A 6,504-nucleotide genomic window follows, 5' to 3' on the forward strand; every position below is an offset into this window, starting at 1 on the left:
ATGTCACGCGCTTTGATGCCAAATTTGTTGACGCCACAGGATTTGGAGCCGAACTGGGAGTGGCGGGATCGTTTGCCGGCCTGGGGTCATGGGTCTGTTGATTTTGAGCGTCGTGTGGATCACGACCGTTTGCGTCGGTATCGTTTGGCGCGGACGCGTCAGTCGTTGCAGGCGTCGAATGCGGGGTCGTTGCTGTTGTTTGACGTGAACAACATCCGCTACGTGTCTGCGACGAAGATCGGCGAGTGGGAGCGGGACAAGATGTGCCGGTTCTGCCTGTTGACGGGGGACGACAGCCCCTATGTGTGGGATTTCGGTTCGGCGGCGGTGCATCACCAGCGCTATTCGGACTGGCTTGAGCCCGATCATTGCCTGGCCGGTGTGGTGGGCATGCGCGGCACGATCCCGCCCGAGTTCGGGCTCATGCGCAAATACGCCAAGATGATCGCGCAGCTGATCAAGGATGCGGGCATGGCGGACATGCCGGTGGGCGTGGATTACGCCGAGACGGCGATGTTCCACGCGCTGCAGGAAGAGGGGATCAAGGTCGTGGACGGCCAGCAGATCATGCTGGCGGCGCGCGAGATCAAGAACTGGGACGAGATCCAGCTTCTGACCCAGGCGGCCTCGATGGTCGACGGGGTCTATCACATGATCTACGAGGAGCTGAAGCCGGGCATCCGGGAGAACGACATCGTCGCGCTGTCGAACAAGATGCTCTACGAGATGGGCTCGGACGACGTGGAGGCGATCAACGCGATCTCGGGCGAGCGGTGCAACCCGCATCCGCACAACTTCACCGACCGCTACTTCCGGCCCGGCGACCAGGCGTTCTTCGACATCCTGCAGTCATACCAGGGCTACCGGACGTGTTACTACCGGACGTTCAACATCGGCCGGGCGACGCCGGCGCAGAACGATGCCTATGTGAAGGCGCGCGAATGGATCGACGCCTCGATCGCGATGATCAAGCCGGGTGTCACCACCGACAAGGTGGCCGAGGTCTGGCCCACCGCCGAGAGCCTCGGCTTCCCGAACGAGGACGCGGCCTTCGGGTTGCAGTTCGGCCATGGTCTGGGGCTTGCGCTGCATGAACGCCCGATCATCTCCCGCGCGGTGTCGCTCGATCACCCGATGGAGATCCAGACCGGCATGGTCTTCGCGCTGGAGACCTATTGCCCGGCCACCGACGGCTATTCGGCGGCGCGGATCGAGGAGGAGGTCGTGGTGACGGAGACGGGCTGCGAGGTGATCTCGCTGTTCCCGGCCGAAGAGCTGCCGATCGCCAACCGTTACTGAGCATGGCGGAACGGGTCCCGTCCTGCGCCGCGCGCGCAGGGCGGGCCCGTCCCGCTTCCCCCCGGAGGACACGCCCCAATGGCCAAAGCCAAAGCCCAATCCACACCCCAGTCCAAACCCCAGTCCAAACCCAAGACCAATACCGAAGACTACATGCGCATGTATGCCCAGATGGTGCGCATCCGGACCTTCGAGGACAATGCCAACCAGCTCTACCTCTCGGCCAAGATGCCGGGGCTCACGCATATGTATTCCGGCGAGGAGGCCGTCGCGGTGGGCATCTGCGAGGCGCTGACCGACAGCGACCGGATCACCTCGACCCATCGCGGCCACGGCCATTGCGTGGCCAAGGGCGCGGAGTTCCGCGAGATGTTCTGCGAGCTTCTGGGCAAGGAAGAGGGCTATTGCCGGGGCAAGGGCGGCTCGATGCATATCGCCGATCAGAGCCACGGCAACCTCGGCGCCAATGCCATCGTCGGCGGCTCCATGGGGATCGCCACCGGCTCGGCGCTGCGCGCCAAGCTGCAGGGCTCGGACGACGTGACCGTGTGCTTCTTCGGCGACGGCGCCACGGCGCAGGGCCTGTGGTACGAGGTGATGAACATGGCCGCGCTGTGGAAGCTGCCGGTCATCTATGCCTGCGAGAACAACGGCTATTCCGAGTATACCAAGACCGAGGAGATCGCGGCGGGCTCGATCATGGCGCGGGCCGAAGCCTTCGGCATCGAGAGCCACCAGGTCGACGGGCAGGACGTGCTCGCCGTCAACGAGCTGACCCAGAAGCTGGTCGCGCGCGCCCGCAAGGGCGAGGGCCCCTTCTTCATGGAGCTGATGACCTACCGCTATCACGGCCACCACGTGGGCGACATCAACCGCGCCTATTACCGCTCCAAGGAAGAAGAGACCGACTGGAAGGAGAACCGCGATCCGATCGTGCGGTTCCGGTCCTGGCTGGTGGCCGAGGGCATCGCCACGGAAGAGGAGATCGAGGCGCTGAACGCCGAGATCGAGACCGATGCCGCCGAGGCCGTCGCCTATGCCGAGGCCGCCCCCTACCCCGATGCGTCCGAAGTGGACATGCACGTCTACGCGGATTGAGGAGAGACGAGATGCGAGAGATCACCCTGTCCCAGGCCGTCAACGAGGCCATCGCCGAAGAGATGCGCCGCGACCCGACCGTGTTCCTGCTGGGCGAGGACGTGGCCGAGGCCGGCACGCCCTTCAAGGTCCTGTCGGGGCTGGTGGAGGAGTTCGGCACCGAGCGGATCATCGACACGCCGATCTCGGAGCCCGGCTTCGTCGGGCTGGCCGTCGGCGCCGCGATGACCGGCGCGCGGCCGATCGTCGACCTGATGTTCGGCGACTTCCTCTACCTGGTCATGGACCAGCTGTGCAACCAGGCCGCCAAGCAGCATTACATGTCGGGCGGCAAGCTGAGCGTGCCGATGGTGCTGCGCACCAATCTCGGCGCCACGCGCCGCTCGGCCGCGCAGCATTCCCAGTCGCTGCAGGCGCTGGTGGCCCATATCCCGGGGCTCAAGGTCGCCCTGCCCTCCTCGGCCTACGAGGCCAAGGGGCTGATGAAGACCGCGATCCGCGACAACAACCCGGTCGTCATCTTCGAAGACAAGCTGATGTACCAGGACAAGGCGCCGGTGCCGGAAGAGGAGTACCTGATCCCCTTCGGCGAGGCGAACATCAAGCGCGAGGGCACCGACATCACGCTGATCGCCACCTCCTCGATGGTGCAGGTCGCCGAGAAGGCGGCCGAGACGCTGGCCGCCGAGGGCATCTCGGCCGAGGTGATCGACCCGCGCACCATCGTGCCGCTCGACGAGGCGACGCTGATCGAAAGCGTCAAGAAGACCTCCCGCGCGATCGTCATCGACGAGGGCCACCAGAGCTATGGTGTCACCTCCGAGATCGCGAGCCGGCTCAACGAGAAGGCCTTCTACCACCTCGACGCGCCGGTCCTGCGGATGGGCGCCATGGATGTGCCCGTGCCCTTCAGCCCGGCGCTCGAGGACCTGACCGTGCCCACGCCCGAGGGCGTCGCTGCCGCCGCCCGCAAGCTCTGTTCCGGGGAGCTCATTCATGCCGCATGATGTGACGATGCCGCAGCTGGGCATGGCGCAGGATGCGGGCAAGATCGTCTCCTGGCTCAAGGCCCCCGGCGACGCCGTCGCCAAGGGTGACGCGCTCTTCGAGGTGGAGACCGACAAGGCCACCATGGAAGTCGAGGCCCAGGCCTCGGGCTTTCTCACCTCCGTCAGGGCCGCCGAGGGCGAGGACGTGCCCGTGGGCGCCATCATCGCCCGGATCTCCGAGAGCGCCGAAGACGACGGGGCCGAAGACGATGGCGCAGAAGACGGGAGCGCCGGGGACGGGGGCGCAGAGTCCGGGGCACCGGCCGCCGCCGATGCCGGTGACGCGCTGCCCGAGGGCCGCCCCATCACCATGCCCCAGCTGGGCATGGCCCAGGACACCGGGCTGCTGGTCAGCTGGCAGGTCGCCCCGGGCGCGGCCGTCGCCGCCGGCGACATCCTCTTCGAGGTCGAGACCGACAAGAGCACGATGGAGGTCGAGGCCGGCGCCGCGGGCTTCCTCGCCGCGACACTGGCCCAGGCGGGCGAAGAGGTGCCGGTGGGCGCCGTGGTCGCCATAATCTCCGACACCGCGCCCGAGAGCCCCGTCACCCGCTCCGCGGCGCAGGCCGCCGCACCAGCCGGGGCCGAGGCGTCCAGGGCGGACCCGGCGAAGGCTGCCGCTCCGGCCGCTGCACCCGCAGCCGCTCCGGCGGCACAGGCGCCGCGCACAGCGGCGGGCCGCATCCTCGCCTCGCCCAAGGCGCGCCGGATCGCGCTGGAGGAAGGGCTCGATCTCGCCCGCCTCGTGGCCGCGGGCCATCCCCAGCCCTTCCACATGCGCGACCTCGACGTGCTGCGCGCCCTGCCGCCGGAGCCCGCCGCAACGGCACCCGCCGCCGCGGGCCAGATCGCGGCCGCCGCCCTCCGGCTCGAGGCCGCCACCGCCACCGATGGGCTGACCCCCTTTGCCGCCTGGGCCGCCGAGGCCCATGGGCTCGGCGATGCCGATGCGATCCTCGCGGGCCTCGCGGGCGGAGGCACCGGCACAACCACCATCGCCGTGGAGCGCTTCGGCCGGACCCGCCTGTTCACCGTGCCGCCGGGCCGCCGCCTGTCGGCCGTCACCGAAGTCACCCCCGAGGACGCCGGGGACGCCACCCCCGACCTTGTCCTGCGCGACCTGCGCGGCACCCGGCTCACGGGCGTGGCGATGGGCGCCGAACCCGTGCCCGTACTCACGCTCATGACCTCGGGCCTGACCGCCGGAGAGGGCCTTGCCCTCACCCTCGAGGCCGCCCCGGGCCAGCTTGACCCCGCGGCCGCGATCCGGCTTCTTTCCGACGTCGCAGGCCGGATGGAGCAGCCGCTCCGCCACCTGCTCTGACACGAAGCTCCGACTGGAGAGGACTTTCCCATGGACTACACCGACCTCTATATCGACGGCCAGTGGCGCGCCACGACAGAGCGCTTCGACGTCATCAACCCCGCCACCGAAGAGGTTCTCGCCTCCGTCGCCTCCGCCGATATCGCGGATGCCGACGCCGCCCTCGATGCCGCCGAACGCGCCATGGCCGACTGGGCCGCGCGCACCCCCCGCGCCCGCTCCGAAGTGCTGCGCAAGGCCTGGGAGCTGATGAGCGCCCGGCTCGATCACTTCGCCAATCTCATCACGCTGGAGAACGGCAAGGCCGGCACGGACGCGAAGGGCGAGGCCGCCTATGCCGCCGAGTTCTTCCGCTGGTTCGCCGAAGAGGCCGTGCGCGCCGACGGGCTGATCACCCATGCCCCCGCCTCCGGCGCACGCATCATGGTCCAGCACAAGCCCGCGGGCCTCGCCGTCCTGGTCACGCCGTGGAACTACCCGGCCGCCATGGGCACCCGCAAGATCGCCCCCGCGCTCGCCGCCGGCTGCGGCGTCATCATCAAGCCCGCCTCCGAGACGCCGCTGACCATGCTCGCCCTCATGCCGCTCCTCGAAGAGGCCGGCGTCCCGCCGGGCCTCGTCAACGTGCTGCCCTCGCGCCGCACCGGCGCGCTGGTCGATCACATGATGCATGACCCCCGCGTCCGCGTGATCTCCTTCACCGGCTCCACCGGCGTCGGCCGCACGCTCCTGAAGGGCGCCGCCGACCAGGTCCTCAAGCCCGCGATGGAACTGGGCGGCAACGCCCCCGTCGTCGTCTTCGAGGATGCCGACATGGACGTGGCCATCGAGGGCACCATGCTCGCCAAGATGCGCAACCTCGGCGAGGCCTGCACGGCCGCCAACCGCATCTATGTCCACGAGGATATCGCGGACGCGTTCACCGCCCGCCTCACCGAGAAGATGTCCGCCCTCAAGGTGGGCAACGGCACCGACCCCTCCGTCGATGTGGGCCCCCTCGTCAACGCCCAGACCCGCGACAAGGTGGCCGAGTTCGTGGCCGATGCCGTCGCCAAGGGCGCAAAGGTCGAATGCGGCGGCACCACGCCCAATGGCCCGGGCTTCTTCTACCCGCCCACCGTGCTCTCGGGCGTGCCCGAGACCGCCGACTGCGTCCATGACGAGATCTTCGGACCCGTCGCCGCGATCCAGACCTTCAAGACCCAGGAAGAGGTCATCGCGCGGGCCAACGACACCGAGTACGGGCTCGTCGCCTACGTCTTCTCCGGCGACTTCAAGCGCGCGCTGCAGGTCTGCGAGCGGCTCGATTACGGCATGGTCGGCCTCAACCGCGGCCTCGTCTCCGACCCCGCCGCCCCCTTCGGCGGCACCAAGCAATCCGGCCTCGGCCGCGAGGGCGGACACGAGGGCATGCTCGAGTTCATGGAAACGCAATACATCTCGGCAAGCTGGTGAGCCCCATGACACAGACCACGCCAGACATCGCCGCCAGCCCCACCACCCGCAAGCGCGCCCTCGAGAAGGGCGTCGATATCGAGGCGCTCGCCCGCAGCCTCGGCCGCACCACCATCGGGCCCGAGGATATCGACGCCGCCACCGGTGCGGCCCCGGCCACCCCCGCGGCGGGCGCCCCCGCCCCCGCCGGCGACACCGCCTATTGGGACGTCGATCACAGCCTCTACGGCCCCGTCACCGAGGAACCGCTCAGCCGCTTTGCCCGGGTCGCCGCCCGCA

At 68.8% G+C, this 6,504-nt stretch carries 5 protein-coding genes and 1 pseudogene; all 6 read left to right on the forward strand.

Translation table 11 applies throughout. The annotated features are described in order from the left end of the window. The coding region (locus EP376_RS22305; protein WP_127657686.1) for a M24 family metallopeptidase at positions 1-1,299 on the forward strand (1,299 nt) is incomplete at its 5' end. A gap of 78 nt (positions 1,300-1,377) precedes the next feature. Continuing rightward, the gene (locus tag EP376_RS22310) at positions 1,378-2,397 is read left to right on the forward strand and encodes a thiamine pyrophosphate-dependent dehydrogenase E1 component subunit alpha (RefSeq protein WP_127657687.1); all 1,020 of its coding nucleotides are present in this window, start codon (positions 1,378-1,380) and stop codon (positions 2,395-2,397) included. Positions 2,398-2,408: 11 nt separating this feature from the next. Then, positions 2,409-3,404 (forward strand): alpha-ketoacid dehydrogenase subunit beta, encoded by a 996-nt coding sequence (locus EP376_RS22315; RefSeq protein ID WP_127657688.1) that lies wholly within the window; start codon positions 2,409-2,411, stop codon positions 3,402-3,404. Further along, positions 3,394-4,770: a biotin/lipoyl-containing protein gene (locus EP376_RS22320; protein ID WP_127657689.1), complete on the forward strand. Its 1,377-nt coding sequence runs from the start codon at positions 3,394-3,396 to the stop codon at positions 4,768-4,770. The genes EP376_RS22315 and EP376_RS22320 overlap by 11 nt, the downstream gene beginning before the upstream one ends. Positions 4,771-4,800: 30 nt before the next feature. Beyond that, complete coding sequence (locus tag EP376_RS22325) at positions 4,801-6,225, forward strand: NAD-dependent succinate-semialdehyde dehydrogenase (RefSeq protein ID WP_127657690.1); 1,425 nt, start codon at positions 4,801-4,803, stop codon at positions 6,223-6,225. 5 nt (positions 6,226-6,230) lie between these two features. Further along, a pseudogene (locus EP376_RS22330) lies at positions 6,231-6,504 on the forward strand (hypothetical protein); the annotation flags it as partial.

The sequence above is a fragment of the Alexandriicola marinus genome (assembly GCF_004000435.1).
Lineage (GTDB): Bacteria > Pseudomonadota > Alphaproteobacteria > Rhodobacterales > Rhodobacteraceae > Alexandriicola > Alexandriicola marinus.

Coding starts and splice junctions, on each gene's coding strand:
- EP376_RS22325 (WP_127657690.1), top strand. CDS start 4,801: ATGGACTACACCGACCTCTATATCGACGGCCAGTGGCGCGCCACGACA.
- EP376_RS22315 (WP_127657688.1), top strand. CDS start 2,409: ATGCGAGAGATCACCCTGTCCCAGGCCGTCAACGAGGCCATCGCCGAA.
- EP376_RS22320 (WP_127657689.1), top strand. CDS start 3,394: ATGCCGCATGATGTGACGATGCCGCAGCTGGGCATGGCGCAGGATGCG.
- EP376_RS22310 (WP_127657687.1), top strand. CDS start 1,378: ATGGCCAAAGCCAAAGCCCAATCCACACCCCAGTCCAAACCCCAGTCC.